The organism is Microbulbifer echini, assembly GCF_041447225.1.
GTDB lineage: Bacteria > Pseudomonadota > Gammaproteobacteria > Pseudomonadales > Cellvibrionaceae > Microbulbifer > Microbulbifer echini.
Genome location: NZ_JBGMEL010000019.1, coordinates 53,867 through 76,028, shown reverse-complemented (window position 1 = coordinate 76,028; position 22,162 = coordinate 53,867). Strand labels below are relative to the sequence as shown.

At 53.4% G+C, this 22,162-nt stretch carries 19 protein-coding genes; 4 read left to right on the top strand and 15 right to left on the bottom strand.

The genetic code is table 11. The features are described from left to right. Nucleotides 1-17: 17 nt before the first annotated feature. The 6 genes from nqrE to ACCI51_RS16570 all read right to left on the bottom strand — a co-directional run bounded on the left by nqrE (nt 18) and on the right by ACCI51_RS16570 (nt 6,475). Nucleotides 18-626, bottom strand: a complete 609-nt coding sequence (nqrE, locus tag ACCI51_RS16595) for an NADH:ubiquinone reductase (Na(+)-transporting) subunit E (protein ID WP_020413086.1) — start codon at nt 624-626, stop codon at nt 18-20. A gap of 3 nt (nt 627-629) precedes the next feature. Then, nucleotides 630-1,286 carry an NADH:ubiquinone reductase (Na(+)-transporting) subunit D gene (locus ACCI51_RS16590; RefSeq protein WP_371844568.1) on the bottom strand — a complete coding sequence of 219 codons (657 nt, stop codon included), beginning with the start codon at nt 1,284-1,286 and terminating at the stop codon, nt 630-632. A gap of 2 nt (nt 1,287-1,288) precedes the next feature. Beyond that, entirely contained in the window at nt 1,289-2,071 is a 783-nt protein-coding gene (locus ACCI51_RS16585) for a Na(+)-translocating NADH-quinone reductase subunit C (RefSeq protein WP_371844567.1), read from the bottom strand. Beyond that, on the bottom strand, nt 2,064-3,275 hold the full coding sequence (locus tag ACCI51_RS16580) for an NADH:ubiquinone reductase (Na(+)-transporting) subunit B (protein WP_299586363.1): 1,212 nt from the start codon (nt 3,273-3,275) through the stop codon (nt 2,064-2,066). The genes ACCI51_RS16585 and ACCI51_RS16580 overlap by 8 nt, the downstream gene beginning before the upstream one ends. Nucleotides 3,276-3,277: 2 nt before the next feature. Beyond that, a complete protein-coding gene (locus ACCI51_RS16575; RefSeq protein WP_299586365.1) occupies nt 3,278-4,618 on the bottom strand; it encodes a Na(+)-translocating NADH-quinone reductase subunit A in 1,341 nt (446 codons plus the stop codon). 393 nt (nt 4,619-5,011) lie between these two features. Beyond that, nucleotides 5,012-6,475 (bottom strand): glyceraldehyde-3-phosphate dehydrogenase, encoded by a 1,464-nt coding sequence (locus ACCI51_RS16570; RefSeq protein ID WP_299586458.1) that lies wholly within the window; start codon nt 6,473-6,475, stop codon nt 5,012-5,014. A gap of 303 nt (nt 6,476-6,778) precedes the next feature. On the opposite strand from ACCI51_RS16570, the gene mfd reads away from it, so the two are divergent. Together mfd and ACCI51_RS16560 are read left to right on the top strand one after the other, a co-directional pair. Continuing rightward, complete coding sequence (mfd, locus tag ACCI51_RS16565) at nt 6,779-10,258, top strand: transcription-repair coupling factor (RefSeq protein WP_371844565.1); 3,480 nt, start codon at nt 6,779-6,781, stop codon at nt 10,256-10,258. Between the two features lie 143 nt (nt 10,259-10,401). Next, nucleotides 10,402-11,289 carry a CsiV family protein gene (locus ACCI51_RS16560; RefSeq protein ID WP_371844564.1) on the top strand — a complete coding sequence of 296 codons (888 nt, stop codon included), beginning with the start codon at nt 10,402-10,404 and terminating at the stop codon, nt 11,287-11,289. Nucleotides 11,290-11,935: 646 nt separating this feature from the next. Here ACCI51_RS16560 and ACCI51_RS16555 read toward each other — a convergent pair. The 5 genes from ACCI51_RS16555 to ACCI51_RS16535 form a co-directional block, all read right to left on the bottom strand. Then, nucleotides 11,936-12,151: a cold-shock protein gene (locus ACCI51_RS16555; RefSeq protein WP_020413094.1), complete on the bottom strand. Its 216-nt coding sequence runs from the start codon at nt 12,149-12,151 to the stop codon at nt 11,936-11,938. A gap of 299 nt (nt 12,152-12,450) precedes the next feature. Further along, the gene (locus ACCI51_RS16550; protein ID WP_371844562.1) at nt 12,451-13,557 is read right to left on the bottom strand and encodes a mechanosensitive ion channel family protein; all 1,107 of its coding nucleotides are present in this window, start codon (nt 13,555-13,557) and stop codon (nt 12,451-12,453) included. 140 nt (nt 13,558-13,697) lie between these two features. Beyond that, nucleotides 13,698-14,714 carry a beta-N-acetylhexosaminidase gene (nagZ, locus tag ACCI51_RS16545; RefSeq protein WP_371844561.1) on the bottom strand — a complete coding sequence of 339 codons (1,017 nt, stop codon included), beginning with the start codon at nt 14,712-14,714 and terminating at the stop codon, nt 13,698-13,700. A 34-nt stretch (nt 14,715-14,748) separates the two neighbouring features. Beyond that, nucleotides 14,749-15,381 (bottom strand): TetR/AcrR family transcriptional regulator, encoded by a 633-nt coding sequence (locus tag ACCI51_RS16540; RefSeq protein WP_299586376.1) that lies wholly within the window; start codon nt 15,379-15,381, stop codon nt 14,749-14,751. A 411-nt stretch (nt 15,382-15,792) separates the two neighbouring features. Continuing rightward, nucleotides 15,793-16,431, bottom strand: coding sequence for an LOG family protein (locus ACCI51_RS16535; protein ID WP_299586378.1), 639 nt, complete (start codon nt 16,429-16,431; stop codon nt 15,793-15,795). Nucleotides 16,432-16,595: 164 nt separating this feature from the next. On the opposite strand from ACCI51_RS16535, the gene lexA reads away from it, so the two are divergent. Beyond that, nucleotides 16,596-17,201, top strand: coding sequence for a transcriptional repressor LexA (gene lexA, locus ACCI51_RS16530; RefSeq protein WP_299586381.1), 606 nt, complete (start codon nt 16,596-16,598; stop codon nt 17,199-17,201). A 99-nt stretch (nt 17,202-17,300) separates the two neighbouring features. Here the strand turns inward: lexA and ACCI51_RS16525 are convergent, their stop codons facing one another. From ACCI51_RS16525 to ACCI51_RS16510, 4 genes are all read right to left on the bottom strand, one after another. Beyond that, nucleotides 17,301-17,555, bottom strand: coding sequence for a hypothetical protein (locus ACCI51_RS16525; RefSeq protein ID WP_299586384.1), 255 nt, complete (start codon nt 17,553-17,555; stop codon nt 17,301-17,303). Between the two features lie 101 nt (nt 17,556-17,656). Beyond that, the gene (locus tag ACCI51_RS16520; RefSeq protein WP_371844560.1) at nt 17,657-18,142 is read right to left on the bottom strand and encodes a DUF6586 family protein; all 486 of its coding nucleotides are present in this window, start codon (nt 18,140-18,142) and stop codon (nt 17,657-17,659) included. After that, nucleotides 18,143-20,827 carry a type I DNA topoisomerase gene (topA, locus tag ACCI51_RS16515; protein WP_371844559.1) on the bottom strand — a complete coding sequence of 895 codons (2,685 nt, stop codon included), beginning with the start codon at nt 20,825-20,827 and terminating at the stop codon, nt 18,143-18,145. Between the two features lie 214 nt (nt 20,828-21,041). Then, entirely contained in the window at nt 21,042-21,566 is a 525-nt protein-coding gene (locus ACCI51_RS16510; RefSeq protein ID WP_371844557.1) for a hypothetical protein, read from the bottom strand. A gap of 146 nt (nt 21,567-21,712) precedes the next feature. Between ACCI51_RS16510 and ACCI51_RS16505 the strand changes: the two genes are divergently transcribed. Then, on the top strand, nt 21,713-22,156 hold the full coding sequence (locus tag ACCI51_RS16505; RefSeq protein WP_299586395.1) for a universal stress protein: 444 nt from the start codon (nt 21,713-21,715) through the stop codon (nt 22,154-22,156). The last annotated feature ends 6 nt before the right edge of the window (nt 22,157-22,162 follow it).

Here is a 22,162-nt window from a genome sequence, read left to right as displayed (position 1 = left end):
TCTATTGTTTTCCCCGCTTAGATATCGATGCCGCCGAAAGACATGAAGCCCAGGGACATCAGACCAACAGTTACGAAGGTAATGCCCAGGCCTTTCAAGCCATCCGGTACATCGCTGTACTTCAGCTTCTCGCGGATACCCGCCAGAGCGGTAATCGCCAGGGCCCAACCGAGGCCAGCGCCGAAGCCGTAGGCAACACTCTCACCGAAGGCGTACTCGCGCTCCACCATAAACAGCGAGGCACCCATAATGGCGCAGTTCACTGTAATCAGCGGTAGGAATACACCCAGTGCGTTGTAGAGAGCCGGCACATATTTATCCAGGAACATTTCCAGGATCTGTACCAGCGCTGCGATAACGCCGATGTAGGACAGCAGGCCGAGGAAGCTCAGGTCTACATCGGGATAACCAGCCCAGGCCAGTGCACCATCTTTCAGCAGGTAGGTGTAGATCAGGTTGTTCACTGGCACTGTCAGCGTCAGTACCACAATCACCGCTACACCAAGGCCGATCGCAGCTTCGATCTTCTTTGATACGGCAAGGAAGGTACACATGCCGAGGAAGAAGGCCAGCGCCATGTTTTCAACGAAAACCGCGCGGATAATCAAAGAAATATAATGTTCCACGGCTTAGGCCTCCTGCGCGAGAGAGTTGGGCGCAATCTTGAACTCGTCTTGCTCCACCTGGGCAGGTTTCCAAGCGCGGATTGCCCAGATGAACAGACCGATCAGGAAGAACGCACTGGGCGGCAACAACAGCAGACCGTTGGGGATGTACCAGCCACCGTTGCTCACGGTGGTCAGAATATCGACACCGAACAGCTTACCTGCGCCGAACAGTTCGCGAATAAAGGCCAGGCCGATCAGGATTACGCTGTAACCCAGGCCATTGCCGAGACCATCGAAGAAGCTGGGCAGCGGCGGGTTCTTCATGGCGAAGGCTTCCGCGCGGCCCATTACGATACAGTTGGTAATAATCAGACCAACGAATACCGACAGCTGCTTAGAGATATCGTAAGCCAGAGCCTTAATCAGCTGATCCACCAGAATTACCAGAGAGGCAATCACGGTCATCTGCACGATAATGCGGATGCTGTTCGGAATCTGCTTGCGAATCAGGGATACCGCAACGTTGGAACAGGCCACAACCGAGGTCAGGGCGATACACATGACCAAGGTAACCTGCATGGAACTGGTGACAGCCAGTGCCGAGCAGATACCCAGGATCTGTAACGCGATCGGGTTGTTGTTAAAAATCGGGTCTAGCAGAGTCTCTTTAATTTTCATGCTTATGCCTCCCCTACTTTCAGGTTTTTCAGGAAGGGACCGTAGCCCTGGTTACCTAACCAGAAGTTCACCAGGTTATCCACGCCCTTGCTGGTCAGAGTCGCACCAGACAGACCATCGACTTCATGAATCGCGTCAGGGCTGTTGGGGTTAACCTGCCCTTTGATTACATTGATGTCGACATTGCCCTGGGTGTCGAAGACTTTCTTACCAATCCACTGGGCTTTCCAGTTGGGATTGTCCACTTCACCGCCGAGTCCGGGCGTTTCTTTGTGCTCGTAAAAGCCGAGGCCCGCTACGGTGTCGAGATTACTCTCTAGAGCGAGGAAGCCGTACAAGGTGCCCCACAGACCATAGCCGCGAACCGGCAGGATAATCTTGTCCAGCTCGCCATCTTTCTCTACCAGGTAGACCTCTTTGATGTTTTCCCGACGGATTATCTTGGCCGTGTCCTCATCGGTCGGCAGCTTTTCACTGGCGGACGCGATTTTGGATGCAGCGCGACCGCTGCCACCTGCCGGTGCTTCATCGGTGAATTTACCGGTGTTCAGGTCAACGTATTTGATCTGAATATCGGCGAAGGCTTTCTCTACTACCGCTTTGCTTGCGTGAGAGTCCTTCAGCAGGCCACCGGCCATCAGTACATTGCGCTTCATGTCCAGCTCGGCATTGGCCTGCTGAGCAGGCTTCAGCATTACCGCAGCGGTGGACACCACTACGGAGCACACCAGGCACATTACCAGCGCGACAATCAGAGTACCGGTTACGGAATCTTTATTAGCCACGTGCCAACCTCCGTTTGATATTGGACTGCACCACAAAGTGGTCAAACAGCGGAGCGAACAAGTTAGCGAACAGGATCGCCAGCATCATGCCTTCCGGGAAGGCCGGGTTCACAACACGAATCAAGACAACCATCACCCCGATCAGGATGCCGTACCACCAGCGACCGGTATCGGTCATGGCTGCGGATACAGGATCGGTGGTCATAAAGATCAGGCCGAATGCAAAACCACCGACCACCAAATGCCAGTACCAGGGTACCTGGAACATCGGGTTAGACTCGGAGCCGATCAGGTTGAACATGAACGCTGTCGCCATCATGCCCAGTAAAGTACCGGCCACAATACGCCAGCTGGCGATCTTCATGCCCATCAGGATTACACCGGCAATCAGAATAGCCAGGGTAGAAGTTTCGCCGATGGAACCATGTATCTTGCCGAAGAATGCGTCGAACCAAGTTACCTGGCCAACCGCAGCATTCACGATACCATTCTGGATACCTTCGCTAGCCATTACAGACAGCGCAGTTGCGCCGGTGTAACCGTCAACCGCAGTCCAGACCGCATCGCCAGACATGGCCGCCGGGTAGGCGAAGAACACGAACGCACGGCCGGTAAGGGCTGGGTTGAGGAAGTTTTTGCCGGTACCACCGAACACTTCCTTACCGATAACCACACCGAAGCTGATACCCATCGCCACCATCCACAACGGCAGATCTGGCGGACAGGTCAAGGCGAACAGAATCGAAGTTACGAAGAATCCTTCGTTCACTTCGTGACCGCGCACCGCGGCGAACAGCACTTCCCAGATACCGCCCACAATGAAAGTGACCAGGTAAATCGGCAGGAAGTACATAGCCCCGTAGACAAAGTTGTCCCATAGGCTCGCCGCATTATAGGAAGTCAGAGCACCGATCACCGAGTGGCGCCATCCGGACAGATCCGGGTTGGTCATCCCCTCGAGAATGGTGTTGGCCTGGAAACCAATATTCCACATACCATAAAAGGCCGGGATCATGGCACAGGCCCACACGGTGATCATGATACGTTTCAGGTCAATGCCGTCGCGCACATGAGAGGTGGTCTTGGTTTTATCGGCCGGTTGGAACAAGCCGGTATCAATAGCCTCAAAGAGGGCATAGAACTTTTCGAACTTGCCGCCTTTGTGGAATTTTGGTTCGATCGAATCGAGGAATTTACGCAACATACTTACCCCTCCTTCTCAATACGGGTCAGGTTGTCCCGCAAAATGGGGCCGTACTCGTACTTGCCCGGACACACAAAAGTGCACAGTGCCAGATCTTCCTCGTCCAACTCCAACGCACCCAGCTTCTGGGCCATGGCGCTGTCACCAACAATCAGCGAACGCAACAATTGAGTGGGCAGTACGTCCAGCGGCATCACCTTTTCATAGGTACCGATCGGCACCATGGCACGCTCGGAACCATTGGTGCTGGTGGTGAAGTCGAACAGCTTGTTTTTGAACAGGCGCGACAGATAGATCGGGAAAATGGAGAAGCGCTTGTTACCGGCACGCAAGTAGTGCAGGAACGGGCGCTCGTCGCCCTCTTCCAGAATCGTTATCTGGTTGTGGTAACGGCCCAGGTAGGCCAGGGGACCAGAGGCCGATCGACCGCCGAATACGGAACCGGAAATAACGCGATCGTTATCGCCTTTCAGCTCGCCCGCGATCAGTTTGTCTAAGCTGGCACCGAGACGAGTGCGCAGCAGACGCGGCTGCTTGGCCTGGGGACCGGCCAGGGACACAACACGATCGGTAAACAGTTTACCGGTGGTAAACAGTTTGCCCACAGCGATCACATCCTGGTAATTGATAGTGAATACACTGCGGGAACCGGATACCGGGCTGAGGTAGTGGATGTGGGTACCGGAAAGCCCGGCCGGATGGGGACCGGCAAACGCTTCACGGCGGATATTAGCGGCGCTCGGTACAGGAATATCTGCATCCGGAGCCGTGCATACGTAAGTGGTTTCCGCCAGCTTAGAGAGCACCTCAACGCCCTGAGAGAAGGCTTCGCGGTTCTCAGCAATAACGACTTCCGGATTCGCCGCCAGAGGGTTGGTGTCCATCGCATTGATGAACACCGCTACCGGCTCGGCATCCAGGGCGGGAACGCGGCTGAATGGGCGGGTACGCAGAGCGGTCCACAGACCGGACTCAACCAGGTTCTCAACCACTTGAGTACGAGTAAGCCCAGACAACTTGCCTGCGCTATAGCTCTGGAACTGTTCCGCGGCATCGCCGTCTATCTCAATCACGACAGACTGCAACACGCGACGGGCACCACGATTAATAGCGACAACACGACCGGCGGCCGGCGCTGTGTAGCGCACACCTTCGGTTTTCTTATCGCTAAACAGCAGCTGACCAAGTTTGACGCTATCCCCTACTGCCACCTCCATTGTCGGCTTCATCCCGTGATAATCGGGGCCGAGAACAGCGACGGTCTTGAGTGCAGGACCCTTGTGGATCACCTGCTCGGGCGCGCCGGATATGGGTAAGTCCAATCCCCGACGGATCTTTCTCATACGCCTATGCCTAAGTTTCTAGTTTAAAAAATTGCAATATGGCCCACCGGCCCGGGTTCAGACTGACAGGCAGTCGACCCCGGGCTAGCGAGCCATATTGTGGAATTATGTGCTGCGAGGGCTTACACCGTATCACCCGAAGACCGGGCGGAAGGAAGCTAAACACGGTTTGCGCACGCTAACTTCTCGGCGCACGGTCGCCTCGCAAAATCGCGCGCATTATAAAGACGGGGCAAAGTCTTTACCAGTCTGGAAGCGCCCAAAGTGGCACTGAGATAAGAAATTTCTGCTGAAAAAACAGAGATTTGGGGAGAGGCGGGCGGGCGGCCAGGAAAGCCGCCGCACCCCTGCCGCCAGCCTCTACGGCCGACTGCAAGACTTTAGCTTGACGCCTTAGTCTTTTTTCGGGAACAGCTCATAACGGACGCCGGCCATATCTTCCAGGCAGCGAACCACCTGACAGCTGTAGCCGAACTCGTTGTCGTACCAGCAGTAGAGCACAGCGTTCTTACCGTCCACAATAGTCGCAGTGGAATCGAATACACAGGCAACGCGAGAGCCGACAAAATCGCTGGACACCACCTCTGGGGAGTTGGTGAAATCAATCTGTTGACGCAGCGGAGAGTGCAGTGCCACATCGCGCATGTATTCGTTCAGCTCTTCCTTGGTGGTCTCTTTACCCAGATTCAGGTTGAGAATCGCCATGGAAACGTTCGGTGTTGGAACGCGGATCGCATTGCCGGTGAGCTTGCCTTTCAGTTCCGGCAGGGCCTTGGCCACCGCTTTGGCGGCACCGGTTTCCGTCAGAACCATGTTCAGCGCTGCAGCGCGGCCGCGACGCTCACCCTTGTGGTAGTTGTCGATCAGGTTCTGGTCGTTGGTATAGGCATGGACAGTCTCTACGTGACCGTGCTCCACACCGTAGCCGTCCATCATCGCCTTCAGGACCGGCACAATAGCGTTGGTGGTACAGGAAGCGGCTGACAGCACCTTGTCTTCCGGCTTGATATCGCTGCTATTGATACCGTAAACGATATTCTTAATGTCGCCCTTGCCCGGTGCAGTCAGAAGCACTTTGGAGGCGCCTGGGCTCTGCAGGTGCTGGCTTAGACCTTCTTCATCGCGCCATACACCGGTGCTGTCAACGATAATCGCATCGTCGATACCGTGCTGAGTGTAATCCACCTCCTGAGGGGAGTTGGCGTAGATGATCTTGATTTCATTGCCGTTGCAGATCAGGGAGTTGGTCTCCTCGTCCACACGAATAGTGCCCTGGAAAGCACCGTGCACCGAGTCGCGACGCAGCAGCGAAGCACGCTTCACCAGGTCGTTCGGGGCCTTGCCCTTGCGCAGTACGATCGCTCGCAGGCGCAGCACATCACCACTGCCGGCTTTATCGATCAACAGGCGCGCAACCAGGCGGCCGATACGACCAAAGCCGTAAATCACAACGTCCTTGGAGTTCGGCAGGGGCTTGCCGGCACCAGAGGCATCAGACAACTCTTCACGCACAAAGTCATCTACAGGCAAGTTGCGTGCGTCGCGCATAAACTTGTTAGTCAGGGTTCCCAGGTCGATGTGTACAGGACCCAGATCCAGCTTGCAGATAGCTTCCAATACAGGGAAGGTTTCAAACTCGGAGAGTTCGTTTTCCTCAACCTGGCGCACAAAGCGGTGCGCTTTCATAATGCTCAGAACAGAGCGATTAACCAGGTTGCGGCCATACATATAAATACCGACGTTTTGCTCGCGGTTGAGCTTTCCGATCATCGGGATCATGGATTCGGCTAGCGCTTCACGCTGCTTCCAGTCCTTGAAAAAGTCCGCGGGCTTCGGTCGCTTCTGAGTCACTGTCAGACACCTCTGCAATAGGTTTAATAGGCAGGAAATCACGGCCCGCAAACCACTCGGGGCCGTATGGCTGCGCATTATCAGGATTCGCCTATCTCTACGCAACTGCGCAAAAAAAAACCAACAAAATGTAGTAAAACTACCTTTTTGTTGTTTGCAGGCCTTTCCGTGCACAATCCCCAAAAAAGCGTAGCCGTTCGAGAGGAAATCCATCGACGCCGTTAACATAGACTGCAGCCCAATCCGATCGCGGCTACAATAGTCGCCCCCTGCACCACAGCAAATGAAAGCGCGGATATTTAAGGAAAGATGACCGATATACAGCCCCTGACTCCCCCCAAATTCCAAAGCGGTAATGACCGGCAATTCTGGGGACAACTACACGGCGCAGCGGCCGCGCTCGCCATCCTAAATGCTGCACGCAACAGCCAATCCCCCACCCTACTGGTTACCAGGGATAGCCTTGAGGCGCACCGCTTAGAGGTACAACTGAAATTTTTTAACAAAGCGCGGAGAGATGGGGGCCCTAGCGACGACTTTGAGATTTTCTATTTCCCCGACTGGGAAATCCTGCCCTACGATACCTTCTCACCACATCAGGATATTATCTCGGACCGTTTGGCCACGCTCTATCGCATGCCGCAAATGGGAAGCGGCATTGTCATAGTGCCTGTAAGCACGCTGATGCACCGCCTTCCGCCCTGCGATTATGTCGCCGGCAATGCCTTGATCCTGACCGAGGGGCAGCAATTTGATATCGATACTCAGCGACGCCTGCTGGAGCAGGCCGGCTATCACTGTGTAGATACCGTCTACGAACACGGTGAATTCGCTGTGCGCGGTTCGCTGATGGATATATTTCCTATGGGCAGCTCCCTGCCCTATCGCATTGATCTGTTTGACGATGAAATCGAATCCCTGCGCACCTTCGATCCGGAAACCCAGCGCACGGTGGATAAGGTGGAAACCATCCACCTACTACCTGCGCGGGAATTCCCCATGCACAAGGCGGGCCTCTCCGGATTTCTACAAAACTGGCACGAACAGTTTCAGGCCGACCCCAGCCTCGCTCCCATCTACCAGGATATTAACGCCGGTATTGCGCCTGCAGGTATCGAGTATTACCTGCCTCTATTTTTCGATAATCAATGTGCGAGCCTGTTCGACTACCTCCCGAAAGGCAGCCAGGCATTTTTGCAGGGAGAGATTCAAGCTCCCGTGGAGAATTTCTGGCGGGAAGTCGGCAATCGCTACGAGAGTCGCTGTGGCGATCTGACCCGCCCAATCTTGCAACCCCGCCAAATACTGCTGGATATCGACGAGTTTAATGGCGCACTTAAAGCCATGCCGCGCGCGATCTTTTCCGCGGAAGTGCTGCCGGAGGCCAAGGGCAATTTTAACTTTGCCACCCAGCCCCCACCCTCCCTACCAGTTGACGGCAAGGCCGAGCAACCTATGGCAGCCCTGGAAAGCTACCTGGCGGGGCACTCCGGGCGGGTGCTCTTCTGTGCCGAAAGTGGAGGGCGACGCGAGGCACTGCTGGAACTGCTCAAAGGTATACGCTTAAGCCCCCCGACCTTCCCGAGCTGGGAGGAGTTTCTACACAGCAATGAAACGATCGGCATCACTGTAGCTCCCCTGGATCAGGGGCTGCTACTGATAGACCCGGCCATCAACTTAATCGCAGAACCACAATTATTTGGTGAGCGTGTTCTGCAACAGCGTCGCCGGAAAAAAGCCAAGGATGACGCCGACAATGCCGTAAAAAACCTGGCAGAGCTGCGCATTGGCACTCCGGTTGTCCATATCGACCACGGCGTGGGGCGCTATCGTGGCTTACAGCACCTGGAGATCGACGGGCAACCAGCGGAGTTCCTGACCCTGGAATATGCCGACGAAGCCAAACTCTACGTCCCTGTGGCCAGCTTGCATCTCATCAGCCGCTACTCCGGCGCCGATGAAGCCCTCGCACCGCTGCACAAAATGGGCAGCGAGCAATGGCAGAAAGCCAAGCGCAAAGCCGCCGAGAAAGTGCGCGATGCCGCCGCCGAACTGCTGGACATTTATGCCCGCCGGGAGGCCCGCATCGGTCATGCCTTTGCCGACCCCAAGCTGGCCTATCGCGAGTTCTCCGCAGGCTTCCCCTTCGAAGAGACCCCGGACCAGCAGCAGGCCATCGAAGCTGTAGTCGGCGATATGCTGTCAAAAAAACCGATGGATCGCCTGGTGTGTGGCGATGTGGGGTTCGGTAAAACCGAAGTTGCTATGCGCGCCGCCTTCGTCGCCGCCCACGCGGGCAAACAGGTGGCCATGCTGATACCCACCACCCTGCTGGCACAACAGCACTTCCAATCCTTCCAGGACCGCTTTGCAGATTGGCCCATCAATATCGAAGTCATCTCCCGCTTCCGCTCAAGCAAAGAAGTGGACAGCGTGAAAGAAAAAGTGGCGAACGGAAAAGTGGATATTCTGGTCGGCACCCACAAGTTGCTGCAGAGTGACCTGGACTTTAAAAATCTAGGACTACTCATTATCGATGAGGAACACCGCTTCGGCGTACGCCAGAAAGAGCGCCTCAAGAGCCTGCGCGCCGAGGTGGACATTCTCAACCTCACCGCCACCCCAATTCCAAGAACCCTGAATATGGCCATGGCCGGTATTCGCGACCTCTCCGTGATCGCCACCCCGCCGGCGCGGCGCCTATCGGTGAAAACCTTTGTCCGCGAACGCGACGAAGCCCTAGTGAAGGAGGCGATCCTCCGGGAGATACTGCGCGGTGGTCAGGTATATTTCCTGCACAACGAAGTGAAGAGTATCGAGCGAGTTGCCCGCGAACTGCAGGAATTAATTCCCGAGGCGCGCATCGGTATTGGCCACGGCCAGATGCGCGAGCGCGAACTGGAGCAGGTGATGGGAGACTTCTATCACAAGCGTTTCAATGTACTGGTCTGCACCACGATTATCGAGACCGGTATCGATGTGCCCACGGCCAACACCATTCTGATCGAGCGTGCGGATAAATTCGGCCTAGCCCAGCTGCACCAGCTGCGCGGCCGCGTGGGTCGCTCCCACCACCAGGCCTATGCTTACCTACTGACCCCCAACAAGCGCGCCATGACCGGCGACGCCGTAAAGCGCCTGGAGGCCATCAGTGAAGCCCAGGACCTCGGTGCAGGTTTTACCCTCGCCACCCACGACCTGGAAATCCGCGGCGCCGGTGAATTACTTGGAGAAGAGCAAAGCGGTCAAATTCAAAGTGTTGGCTTCAACCTGTATATGGAAATGCTCGATCGAGCGGTAAAAGCGATTCGCGAGGGGCGCACACCCAACATCGATGAACCACTGGAATCACCGTCCGTGGATGTAAACCTGCGAGTGCCCGCTCTGATTCCCGAGGATTACCTACCGGACGTGCATGGCCGACTGATGATGTACAAACGGATCGCCAACGCCGCCGACCACCAGCAACTCAAGGAGTTACAGGTGGAAATGATCGATCGCTTCGGCTTGCTACCTGAGCCGGTCAAGCACCTGTTCCGTACCACCGAGATAAAGCTGAAGGCCGACGCAATGGGAATTCGCAAGCTGGAAGCCTCCGCAGCCCGCGGCCGCATCGAATTTTCCGAAAACACCCAGGTTGACCCACTCACCCTGGTCAAAATGGTGCAGACCCAACCGGGCCGCTACCAACTGGCGGGCGCCAATCAGCTGAACTTTAGCCTCGACGAGGGCGGCCCTGATCGCAAGTTGCAAGAAATCAATCAAGTACTGGAGCGCCTGGCACAGTGATACCATTTTTGCAGCCGGTGATGTGATCGATCGACACAGGGCCTCCCCCCCTGCCAAAATCGTCAACACAAACAACCGGCTGCGAAATGCTCCCGTAAGACTCCACCGATAGCGCTAGAAAGATGGATAAAAGTGGTAACCCCATGACCATAACGAAGATAATTCGCCTCTGCTCAACTTTAGCCTTGGCCCTCTCCGCCACGGCAACCCAGGCGGCCAGCTATGCCGGCAACACATTTGAGATCGAAATGATTGTGTTCGAGCGCCCTCAAGGCATGGCTCAAACCAGTGAAACCTGGCCCGCGGAGCCCAAGCTTGTATACCCTTCCCGCTGGGTTGATTTCGATACCCCCAAGCACCCAAAGCAAACTCAGCCCGAGCAAAACGACGAACCAATTAGTTTTGAGCCAGAGGGCCTCAATATTAGAGCTCGCAAGGAGGCACCCTCCACCGGATTGCGCCTATCCCCAGCAGCCACCAAACTCGACAACAAAGCTGCTGCATTAACCAGAGAGGGAGATCGTATTCTCTTTCACAAAGCCTGGCGCCAAGTACTGGTACAAAAGCATAGGGCTCCGGCAGTCCTCATTGATGGTGGTGAGGCTTTCGCCGGGCACCGACAACTGGAAGGCTCAGTGACCCTGAGCGTCTCTCGCTACCTGCACTTGAGCACCAACCTCTGGCTTAATGACTTTTCAGCGCCCCCATCGGGCAAAGGCCTGCAGCTGCCTCCGCGGCCAGGAACTACAGCCACCTCTCACGCCGACCTGACGCCCCGTGATCAGCCAAGCTCTCAAGGAAACTACGAGCCGATAATCCTGGGCGAGCCCCCCCAGGCTGCCGAGCAGCCAACTTTTGTCAAGCGCGCAGCCCACCTTGAGCACGAACGGCGTATGCGCAGCGGCCAGCTGCACTATATTGATCATCCAGCCTTTGGCGTGCTGATTGAAATTCGCACTGTAGCCAACCCCGAGACGGAAACGGAAACGGAAACGGAAACGGCAGAGAATCTCCGCTCCGACACGCCCTAGGAAGCCCGCAATATCCCTCTTACGTTGGGGGATATTGCATTCTCTGCCCCAAATTAAAATACATATAAGCCTTAACCAGATTGCCCACCATAATTGGGCGGACAGTTACCAATAGGCCTAACAGCGAATCAAAGCAATTCGATTCATCCACTAAGAAAACAAAATAATTTCATAAATAACGATTAAGTAGGCATGCTATAACACTCAAATATACAATCCAGGACTGCATATACCGGCCAACATACACCGCACCTGAAAACTTCCAGAATCCCTAGAAATCGAAATCAATTAAGCGATTAAATACTGGCTAAAAGAAATTTTTCCCTTACCCTGCCCAAACAAACCCATATCCCGCCTACCATTACATTGATGACAGAATTATTTAATGCTCGGGGAAAGTTAAATAATCTCAAAAAAGCGGGGCGTCAGTTTTAAGAATTGGAATATTAAATAAAACTAAGGTGATTAAATCAGTCACAAACAAAGGGAGCAACTAAATTTTACGAACGGTATCAGGGAAAGTGGTACAGGATAGGGAAATAGAAAAGCGAGCCGAGCAGCCCGCTTTAAGAGGCGCTGGCAGAGCTGGCGGCTGGCAACCGCAAACTCTACACGATAACAGTTCTTTCAACGAGCGATCCTAGAATCACTCACAGGGAACAACATCTTCCGCCAGCAGTCCTTTGTCACCTTGTTGCATTTCGAACTCAACCGCCTGCCCCTCGTTAAGAGTTTTATAACCCTCACCGCGAATGCTGCGATAGTGTACGAAAATATCTTCAGTTCCTTCTCCACAGGTGATGAAGCCATAACCCCGTGCGTTATTAAACCACTTCACAGTACCTGTAACGCGATCACTCATTGAGAAAACCTCATTATTGTTATTGCGCCTACCTCTATCACCTCATAACTACATTCGGCAAGAGGGGTAAACGCCACCCCATTGTTAACAAACTGCTCCATGCAGAATGCTATCTTGCTTCACCCTTTTGATAGATACCAAAAAGGCGTAACCTGATTCTTAGATAAAACAGCGCCAGTGTCTAGGTTTCTATGTGAAATAAATACTACGTTTTTACCAGTATGCGTAATTAACCGACAGAACCCTGATTAACACCAACATATAAACTAAGCATTTGTACCTTATTGCACTCCCAATACTCAACTGTCTAACGCGGCCTCGCGGGCTAATGAAGGAATATCGGCAATATGAATTGTCGAAGTTGGGAATGCGCAAGAAGCACCGTGCCTTTCGACAACTTTAAGGACATTCAATAGAACATCCTGCTTGATTTCATGATATCTCACCCAATCCGTTGTTCGCGTGAACGTATAAACAAAGAAATCCAAGGATGAGGCGGCAAAACTATTAAAATTTACAATGAGAGTCCGATTGGCATCGATTTCAGGGTGCTGCTGTAACATTTTCTTAACATCAGCCACTATCACTGCCATTAAATGGGCATCCTCATAGCGGATACCAATCGTTTCGAAGATTCTTCGATTGAGCATCCTCGAGGGATTTTCAACAGAAATCTGGGTAAATACACTGTTGGGCACGTAGACGGGACGCATATCAAAGGTACGAATACGTGTCAGGCGCCAGCCAATGTCCTCGACAGTTCCCTCAATCTGCCTATCTGGAGAGCGAATCCAGTCACCAACCGCAAAGGGCCGGTCCAGGTAAATCATCAACCCACCAAAGAAGTTCGCCAGTAAATCTTTAGCGGCAAAGCCTACCGCCAGCCCACCGATACCACCAAAGGCCAACACACCACTAACGCTATACCCCAGGAACTGCATGATAACGATGCCGGCGGTGATAGCGATTGAAGCCCTCACCAACTTGCCGATCGCCCGCACCGTAGTGGCATCCATCGGTTTGCCGATATAGCGGGGATTGCACAAATTGCGCTCAGCGCTGTGGGAGAAGCGCCAGGCGAACCAGGACATCACCAGGATAAGGCCAATCTCGCGAGCGGGCTCTGCCAGTGCGAAAATTTCCGCCCCCGTCGCCTGGCCCGCGCGCTGTGCGGCAACCGTCAGCCCCAAAAGCCAAAGAAACACTTGCCCAGGTGGGGACAGCGCCCCAACCAGTGCATCATCCCAAGGGTTGACAGTTTTCTCGGCTCTGAGAGCCAACTTCTGAACAAAACGCCCAAAGGCCCAGGCCGCCAGAGCTGAGGCCAGTACAATCAAGAAAACAGAGACTACCCAGACCCGATTTTCACCCAGCCAGGACAACAGCACACTCTCTACGGACTCCACGAAATCCCCCTACTCAAACAACCAATTCAGCCTCGCCCAGAGGTATCTCGAAGCGAGCTCTGCTACAAGTATTTACTACCGATCTCAGTGCATCAGTGCATCAGTGCATCAGTGCATCAGTGCATCAGTGCATCAGTGCATCAGTGCATTATCGAAGCTAACCAATCACGGGTTCTGCGTCGGCGCTCACTTTTTTCAAGTTCCTGCCAGGAGGTAATCAAAGGTCGGCCGCGCATCGCTTTTAGGCGCTCTTTAGATTCCGCTGCCGGGGTAAAATCCTGTAGGGCGGCCAGAGACTCCAAGGCACCGGTGCGATTGTTACAGATCACCCCCATATCGCAGCCCGCTTCCAGCGCAGCACGAATTCTTTCTCCATAGCCGCCGGCGACTCCCGCACCCTCCATCGACAGATCGTCACTGAAGATAACACCACTAAAACCCAGCCGTCCCCGCAAAATATCCAGCAACCAATACCTGGAGAAACCCACGGGCTGACTGTCGATATTGACAAAGCGTATATGGGCAGGCATCACGGCATCCAGTTCACCGGTTCCAATGCAATCGATAAAGGGTAAGGCATCAGACTCCAACACCTGCTCCAAGGTCCGCTCATCCTGTGGAAGCTCCACATGACTGTCTTCAAGGACGTGTCCATGCCCTGGAAAGTGCTTACCGGTGGTGGCCATGCCCGCCTCACGCATCCCCTGAATAAACGGCCTTACAATGGCAGTCAAGCGCTTGGGGTCAGAACAAAAACTGCGGTCCCCAATCACCCGACTCTGCCGGTCATCGGCATCCAAAACTGGGGCAAAACTAAAATCAACACCCACCGCCAGCAACTCGGCCGCAAGCAACCAGCCTACATCGCGTAATTGAGCCTCTGACGCCAGGGCAGATAACTTCTGCATGGAAGGCAATCGGGTAAACCCCTCTCGGAACCGCTGCACTCGGCCCCCCTCCTGATCAACTGCCAGCAGAATATCGGGGCGAAGCGAACGGATAGAAGCGATTAACGCCTCCAGCTGGACGCGATCTCGATAGTTACGTGCAAAGAAAATCAATCCACCTACTAGAGGATTGCGTAAAAGCTCACAATCTCCACTGGTGAGTTCCTGTCCCTCGATATCAATCATCACCGGTCCAAGTGATGTAGACATATACAGTTCCTCGATGATTCACCCACTACGGGGCTCAACCCACCTCTACCTTCAGCATTGCCGAAGCCGCGGGCACCAAGCGCTCCAGAGTTTCTGACAAACTGCTCTGAGCACCAAAATCCTCTTTCAGGATAGCTTCTATGGCATCGTAGCTCGACAGGGTAAAGATGGTGGCGCCCAGCATAAAATACAGCCGCCAATAGAAAGTAACCGGATCTACACCCGGCAAGGCTTCAGCCAGTAGGCCGGCAAAACGGCGATAGCTCTCGCCATACCGAGACACAATAAAACGGCGTAAGTGCCCCTGGAACTGTGTATAAGCCAACCCCAGTAGCCGCATAAAGCGCTGGGGGTCGAGGCCTCGCGCACGCAGGCCGCCCAGACCCACTCGGTATAGGCTCTCCAGCAAGCCCTCGACCCTTAGGGGCTGACCTGAGGCAATACGCCGGTCAAGCTCCGCCTCCAATGCGCCGGTAAAGGGGGTCAGGAAGCGTTCAAAAACCGCCTGTATCAGCTCCTTTTTGGAGCCAAAATGGTAGTTTACTGCCGCCAAATTGACACCGGCTGTACTTGTGATTGTTCTCAGGGATGTCTCGGTAAAACCTCGTTCAGCGAACAGAACCTCTGCCGCGTCCAAGATGCGGCTAACAGTATCGGTCTGGCTCATAGGTATCAAACCACCATTTAAAACAGCTGTTTAACTCTGGCCAGAGTAGCATATTCCGCCGCCAGTCTGGCGGCATATCACACCAAACAGACTCCCTTTACCTTGGAAGCAATCGGTTGAGATGTTGAAAATAGAGGGAATAACCTGAACGCTTAACGCCACCAGCCTGAGCACACCGCTTTCCCAACATAGGCAAACTAGTACGAATGGCGCTGAGGCTTTCTTTGGGGGAGCGCAGGGAACGACGCGTTAAGTCATAGCGAGAGATCGCCAGAAGTCATTAATCAAAACGATGAACCGCCCGACTCACTGTTTGATCCGCCGAATAGGGATGTATATCACTACACCGATAAGCTGTGTTTTCCTGTGCGGAGTTAGACTCTGAGCGCCTTGAAAACCCAGGCCAACGGCTTAGCCTGGACCACGCATGTGCTGCAAAATTAAATCGGCGGCCTCTTCCACTGTGTCGACCACCTGGAACAAGTGCAGGTCTCTCTCATCAATACAATTTCGCTCTAGCACCGTATCTACAAGCCAGTCATACAGACCACTCCAATACCGTTTTCCAACTAAAACAATTGGAAAGTGCTGCACCTTTCTAGTCTGTACTAATGTGAGCGCCTCAAATAATTCATCCAGTGTACCGAAGCCCCCTGGCAACCCCACAAAGCCCAGCGCCTGCTTCACAAATAAAAACTTGCGCACAAAGAAATATCGAAAATGTAAATTAACATCTTGATAGGGATTGGCCACCTGCTCAAAAGGCAGTTCAATATTCAAACCAATTGAAGCACCAGGTTGATCGAAAGCACCTCGGTTACACGCCTCCATCAGGCCTGGCCCGCCACCAGTAATTACGGGTATCCCCTCCGCAGCTAGCAGTTTCCCCAGCTTAACCCCTTGTTGATATTCCTGGCTTTGCTCGGAGAAACGCGCACTGCCAAATACCGTTACCGCCCCTCTAAATGCGATTAAACGCTCAATGCCATCCACTAATTCAGACTGTATACGAAGAACTCTCCAAGCTTCGGCCACCTTGGCATCCAGCATTATCACTTTCCCTCGCTGTCAGCTCTTTCAACTTTTTCTTTCATTCCTTGTTTTCATAAACACTGTAGCAGCTCATACAGGAACCGGTGATAGGATTGCGCGAGCCCCAAATCTGTATATAATCCCAGCACCTGTATAAAAATACAGAAACGCTAGGTAATTCTATGACCAATCTCACCGCACGACAGACTCAAGTATTAGAGCTGATTAAAGCCTACCTGGATGATACGGGTTATCCCCCTACTCGCGCGGAGATTGCCCAAGAACTGGGCTTCCGTTCACCAAATGCGGCTGAGGAACACCTTAAAGCACTGGCGCGGAAAGGAGCCATTGAAATGGTTGCCGGCGCTTCGCGGGGTATTCGGATTCCAGATCACCAGTCGGGGCTGCCGATTATCGGACGTGTCGCCGCAGGTCACCCCATCCTTGCGACAGAGCACATCGAAGATTATTGCGATCTACCCTCCAGCTTTTTTCACCCGCCGGCTGACTACTTACTACGAGTGCACGGCATGAGCATGCGCAATGCCGGCATTCTCGATGGCGACCTCCTTGCCGTGCAGAAAACAGAGCAAGTTAGGAACGGGCAGATTGTGGTTGCACGGATTGACGAGGAGGTGACCGTAAAACGCTTCCGCCGCAAGGGCAATCAGGCAACGGTGCAACTCCTACCGGAAAATGAAGATTTTGAGACCATCCAGGTAGATATGCGGGATAAGAACTTTATCATTGAAGGCCTGGCCGTTGGCGTTATTCGCCAAACCCCTTAAGTGCCCTCTTAAAGCCTGCGAACTCACACCAAAACTATCCCCCAAAAACAACAACAGCGGCTTATAGCCGCTGTTGAATAGTTTTAACCGATACTCTGATCAGTGAATCGTATGATTCACCGGCATCGATTCCTCCTCCTCGAAGTAGCCCGGCTCCAGGTCTTCTAGATTTTGCACAGCTTCAATACCGGCTTCTAGCATTGCCCGAGCGACTGCCACTTTATGCTTTCGCAGAAACTGTAGACTCTCCGCCGAGAATTGAATGCTCACCAGAGGGTCCTCCTCGTGGCCGGCACGGCGCAATGCCACCTCGCCATTGGCCAGCTCAATAATCTCAAAAGTTTCGGAGGACATTTGCTTTCCCTTCACCGCACATCAGTTTGCGCCCAGTGTACCACAGGCAATTTAGAAGTTTCAGTGGACGCAAACAGATAGAGGAAGTGTGCTGTGTGACCTCAGCACTCTTCAAGGTTAGTACGCTGCCTGCGTACCAGTTCACTCAAAGAGGCATGCCATTCAAGAAGCACTTCAAGGGATAGAGTAACTGGCCTAGGGCCCGCAATATTGTGGGTGGGGATTAGATTTTCCTGTCCTTGTACTTCTTCGGCCAGAGAAAGCTGCAGAAGTTGTTTCCATGCGCACAGCATCGCACTCAACCAGCTCTCGGGCTCTGAGAGCAGTAACTGTAATTCCCTCACCTCGCTACTGGCCCTACCCTGGCTTTGCAGGCTATCGTCGATAACCTGCAGGGATTCCGTCTCAAAACCTAACTGCAACTGCTGGGAAAGCTCTGCCAGGAAAGCCCGGTAGGCTTTCCATAACTGCAGCAGTGCCCCCTCTTCAAGCGCCAGGCGATGAAGAGGGGAATCATAGTGGCTCGTGGAGAGCAATTGACTCTTGCGAAGAGCAGAAGTGACGAGTCCAGTGTAGGGGTTACTCATTTACTTTTTCGCCACTACTTTCTTGGCTGCTGGTTTCCGCTTGGCCGTAGAAGTCTTACTACCGGCTTCAACCTTCCAGGCTCCATCGCGGTAAAAGGCCTTCCAACCGGTTGCCTTACCCTCCTCCTCAGACTGAACATATTGCTCTTGGGTCTTACGGCTGAAACGAATTACAGTATCTCGGCCCTGATCGTCTTGCGCAGGTGCCGCGAACAAGAAGCTGTACTTCGGATCAATCTCACTTTGGTGAGGCAGTAGTTCTTTTACCAGGGGAGCGCGGGTTTCACGATTTTTGGGGAACTGGCTGGCGGCCAGGAACAATCCGGAGGCACCATCGCGGAGAATATAGTGATCCTCAACCTTTTGACAGGCCAACTCAGGCATAGGTACCGGGTCCATCTTGGGAGGCGCCGGTTGACCGTTTTTCAGTAGCTTGCGCGTATTTTTGCAGGCTTCATTAGTACAACCGAAGTATTTCCCAAAGCGGCCGGACTTCAACTGCATATCGCTACCGCATTTGTCACACTCAATAATCGGCCCATCATAACCCTTGATTTTGAATGTGCCCTGCTCCACTTCGTAGCCATTACAATCTGGATTATTGCCACAAATGTGCAACTTGCGCTGCTCATCGAGCAGATAGCTATCCATGGCAGTACCGCATTTGCCACAGCGGCGCTTCTCACGCAGCAGGCGGGATTCCGCCTCCTCATCCTTATCGGCATCGACAGCTTCATCACCAGAAACCAGGTTCATGGTGTTGGTACAACGCTCCTTAGGAGGTAGTGCGTAGCCAGAACAGCCGAGAAAAACACCGGTAGAGCCAGTACGAATCTGCATGTGACGACCACATTTATCGCACTCGATATCCGTATCCGTCGGAGCATTGCGGCGCATGCCCGCTTCGCTCGATTGGGCTTTCTCAAGTCTCGAAGAGAAGTCCTGATAAAACTCATCGAGGAGCTGCTTCCAGCCCTTATCACCATCGGCCACCGCATCCAGGGATTCTTCCAGGCTTGCAGTGAAACCATAATCCATCAGGTTTTTGAAACTTTCGCTGAGTCGATCGGTGACGATGTCACCCATTTTTTCAGCATAGAATCGGCGATTCTCAAGGCGCACATAACCGCGATCCTGAATCGTGGAAATAATCGAGGCATAGGTGGACGGACGGCCGATACCACGCTTCTCGAGTTCCTTCACCAGGGCGGCTTCACTAAAGCGTGCTGGCGGCTTGGTAAAGTGTTGCTTCGAATCCAGTTGTTGCAGAGAGAGCTTTTCCCCAACCTTCACGTCAGGCAGCAACAAATCTTCATCTTTCTTACCGGAAGCGGGCGCAACCTTAAGAAAACCATCGAAGCGAATCACTCGGCCACGAGCACGTAATTCAAATTCACCGGCACTCACCACAATGGAGGTCGAAGTGAACTGTGCTGGAGTCATTTGACAGGCGACAAACTGCTGCCAGATTAAATTGTAAAGGCGCTCCGCATCGCGCTCGACACCGGAAAGCATATTTGGGGCAATACGCACATCGGAAGGGCGAATTGCTTCGTGAGCCTCTTGCGCGCCCTCCTTGCTGCTGTAGCTGTTCGCTGTTTCCGGAAGATATTTACCCCCAAAATTCTCACCAATATAGTCGCGTGCAGACTCAACGGCCTCTTTGCTCAGGTTGGTAGAATCGGTACGCATGTAGGTAATGTGACCAGCCTCATACAAACGCTGCGCCAGGGTCATGGTTTTCTTAACACTAAAGCCCAAACGGTTACTTGCCGCCTGCTGCAGTGTCGAAGTGATAAACGGAGCCCCCGGTTTGGAGTTGGTCGGTTTGTCGTCCCGGCTGCTGACGACAAACTGGCCGCCCTGCAGTGCTTTAACCGCACGGCTCGCATCCGCTTCATTGGTTGGGCGAAAAGCCTCCCCAGCCTGCTTTTTCACTTCAAGACGCAGCTTGTTGGCTTTGCTGGTCTCGGTATCAGCAAAAAGCGTCCAGTACTCTTCCGGGATGAACGCGCGGATTTCACGCTCGCGCTCGACTACGAGCCGCACCGCCACCGATTGAACCCGACCCGCAGAAAGGCCGCGGGCCACCTTTTCCCACAAGAGCGGGGATACCATGTAACCCACAATGCGATCGAGAAAACGGCGAGCTTGTTGCGCATGTACCCGGTTAATATTCAGGCGCCCAGGGTCTTTGAAGGCCTCCTGGATCGCAGATTTGGTTATCTCATTAAAAACTACACGACGATAGCGCTCATCGTTACCACCGATTGCTTCGCGCAAGTGCCAGGCGATTGCCTCTCCCTCGCGGTCCAAATCTGTTGCCAGATAAATATGATCGGCATTCTCGGCAAGCTTTTGCAGCTCACTGACTACCTTTTCTTTGCCCGGCAAAATTTCATAGTGAGCCTGCCAGCCATGATCGGGATCAATACCCATACGCTTGATCAGCTGCTCACGATTTTTCTTGCGCTTATAGGCCTCTTTCGCCTCGGGGGCGAGTTTACGTGTTTCAGCCGCACGCCTTGCCCGCTCTTTTGCGTCGACAGGCTGCTTATTGCCCCCACCGGTAGGCAAATCGCGAATATGACCGACGCTGGACTTAACAACGAAGTCCTTGCCGAGATATTTATTGATGGTTTTCGCTTTGGCCGGTGATTCGACGATGACCAGTGATTTACCCATAAGCCTTTGATTTCAAATGAAAAATTTACTGCTTTTAAAAGCATTTCAGTCCCTTCAATCGGGCCTGCGCTGCGCGAATATATAAGCCTCACTTAGTGCGCGGTCAAGCAAAGCTGACAATTTTTGGTGTCTATTCGCCAATTTTTACCCTCCAACAGGGGCAAAATTGTGACATTTTCCCCTTTTTCAGACGCCTGGTGATACGGCTAACGCCTTAGTCCTCAGGGAGTTTGATCGGGCTAACTTTGCGGACAGCACTCTCTATAAGAGGGGCGTACTCCGCCAAACTGTCCGACAACTGAGAAAAAGCCTTTACCCCGCCATTCTCACGCCACTGCACTCCCAATCCGACATCGGTTGCGATAATTGCGCAACAATCCGCCGGGAGACTATTCAACAACTGATGTAGATACGGCCATGCTGCCTGAGGTGCCTTGACCCTGCTGCCCCAATCCCAACTACCGGAAAAATTTAATTCGTGCAGAATACGCTGGCGCTGTAATACCCAGCCAATCTGCAAGCGCTTTCTTTCACCCCATCGGTAGTAATACACCGCTGCTGTTCCCTCCCCTAGTGCCGCTGGTAACGTCTGGATCTGTACGGTAATGCCCTGCCTAGCTGCGCGGCCGCGCAAATCTGCCAGGCGGCTGTCGCGCTGGCTGGGCTTAAGCCACATTACCGGCCCAAGCACCAGGGTAATAGCAAAGCCAATAATGATTACCGGAAGCCACTCGGACATAAAGATTCCTTAAAGGGTTTCAAAAAGCGGCCTATTCTGCGTCGTCTTATATGATCCATGTCAAACAGTTTTTTTTACGGTAGACTGAAAATGGCTGTCGAAAGAAGCCCCTCCGGGCAAAAAGAAAAGGCAGGAGTTAATGGATCATGACGAAATATCAACGAATTTTGGTGGGGCTGGACCTCTCGGAAGAGTCCTCACAGGTACTGGAAAAGGCGGCGGCCCTGGCCGGGGCATTCAATGCCGAGCTGAGTTTAATGCATGCTATTGAGCCCCTGACATTTGCCTATGGCGGCGATATCCCCATGGACTTGTCAGAGGTACAGGATCAGCTACAAAACCAGGCCAAGGAACAACTGCAAAAAGCCGCACTTTCTTTAAATATTCCCACTGAACGGCAACACGTCATTCTGGGCCAGCCATCCACTGAGATACACCGCTTAGCCAAAGAGCTGGACGTCGATCTTATTATTATCGGTAGCCATGGGCGTCACGGTTTGGCGCTATTGCTCGGCTCAACCTCCAATGGCGTCTTACATGGCGCCAAGTGCGATGTTTTAGCCGTCAGGGTGTATGTAGACGAAGAGTAACGATTA

What these genes read in the sequence shown, in the direction of transcription:
- ACCI51_RS16510 (WP_371844557.1), bottom strand. Translation starts at nt 21,566, where the DNA reads ATGTCCGAGTGGCTTCCGGTAATCATTATTGGCTTTGCTATTACCCTG.
- ACCI51_RS16575 (WP_299586365.1), bottom strand. Translation starts at nt 4,618, where the DNA reads ATGAGAAAGATCCGTCGGGGATTGGACTTACCCATATCCGGCGCGCCC.
- ACCI51_RS16555 (WP_020413094.1), bottom strand. Translation starts at nt 12,151, where the DNA reads ATGAGTGATCGCGTTACAGGTACTGTGAAGTGGTTTAATAACGCACGG.
- ACCI51_RS16535 (WP_299586378.1), bottom strand. Translation starts at nt 16,431, where the DNA reads ATGCTGGATGCCAAGGTGGCCGAAGCTTGGAGAGTTCTTCGTATACAG.
- ACCI51_RS16560 (WP_371844564.1), top strand. Translation starts at nt 10,402, where the DNA reads ATGACCATAACGAAGATAATTCGCCTCTGCTCAACTTTAGCCTTGGCC.
- lexA (WP_299586381.1), top strand. Translation starts at nt 16,596, where the DNA reads ATGACCAATCTCACCGCACGACAGACTCAAGTATTAGAGCTGATTAAA.
- ACCI51_RS16505 (WP_299586395.1), top strand. Translation starts at nt 21,713, where the DNA reads ATGACGAAATATCAACGAATTTTGGTGGGGCTGGACCTCTCGGAAGAG.
- nagZ (WP_371844561.1), bottom strand. Translation starts at nt 14,714, where the DNA reads ATGTCTACATCACTTGGACCGGTGATGATTGATATCGAGGGACAGGAA.
- ACCI51_RS16590 (WP_371844568.1), bottom strand. Translation starts at nt 1,286, where the DNA reads ATGAAAATTAAAGAGACTCTGCTAGACCCGATTTTTAACAACAACCCG.
- ACCI51_RS16540 (WP_299586376.1), bottom strand. Translation starts at nt 15,381, where the DNA reads ATGAGCCAGACCGATACTGTTAGCCGCATCTTGGACGCGGCAGAGGTT.
- ACCI51_RS16580 (WP_299586363.1), bottom strand. Translation starts at nt 3,275, where the DNA reads ATGTTGCGTAAATTCCTCGATTCGATCGAACCAAAATTCCACAAAGGC.
- topA (WP_371844559.1), bottom strand. Translation starts at nt 20,827, where the DNA reads ATGGGTAAATCACTGGTCATCGTCGAATCACCGGCCAAAGCGAAAACC.
- ACCI51_RS16520 (WP_371844560.1), bottom strand. Translation starts at nt 18,142, where the DNA reads ATGAGTAACCCCTACACTGGACTCGTCACTTCTGCTCTTCGCAAGAGT.
- mfd (WP_371844565.1), top strand. Translation starts at nt 6,779, where the DNA reads ATGACCGATATACAGCCCCTGACTCCCCCCAAATTCCAAAGCGGTAAT.
- ACCI51_RS16525 (WP_299586384.1), bottom strand. Translation starts at nt 17,555, where the DNA reads ATGTCCTCCGAAACTTTTGAGATTATTGAGCTGGCCAATGGCGAGGTG.